We start from the raw sequence: 471 nt of genomic DNA, 5'->3' as shown, positions 1-471 counted from the left end.
GAAAAAGGTCTTTTTAATGATGAGATTGAGGTTAAGGACCTACCAGAAATCTGGAATGCGAAATATGAAGAATATTTAGGAATACGTCCAGAAAATGATGCAAAAGGGGTATTACAGGATGTCCATTGGGCTGGTGGCAGCTTTGGCTATTTCCCTTCATATGCACTTGGATATATGTATGCGGCTCAAATTAAAAATGCGATGTTAAAGGATCTTCCTAACTATGATGAATTGCTGGAAGAGGGGAACTTACTTCCTATAAGAGAATGGCTAACTGAACATATTCATAAGTATGGAAAACTTAAAAAGCCATTAGAAATCATCAAGGACGTGACAGGTGAGGGGTTAAATGCAAACTATTTAATCCAATACTTAGAAGCTAAATATCGTGCGATTTACGATCTATAAAAAGTAAGAGCTACGCAACAAATGGTTGCGTAGCTTTTTCGTTCAATGTCTAGCTTCAGGCGC

1 pseudogene is annotated in these 471 nt (G+C 37.6%); it reads left to right on the top strand.

The features are described from left to right. Positions 1-408: pseudogene (locus tag V7147_RS22325) on the top strand (carboxypeptidase M32); the annotation flags it as partial. Positions 409-471: the final 63 nt, after the last annotated feature.

Origin of the sequence: Bacillus sp. JJ1521, assembly GCF_036965165.1 — a bacterium.
Lineage (GTDB): Bacteria > Bacillota > Bacilli > Bacillales > Bacillaceae_L > Ferdinandcohnia.
The sequence above is the reverse complement of the archived record's forward strand: the minus strand, read 5'-3'. Positions and strand labels throughout refer to the sequence as shown.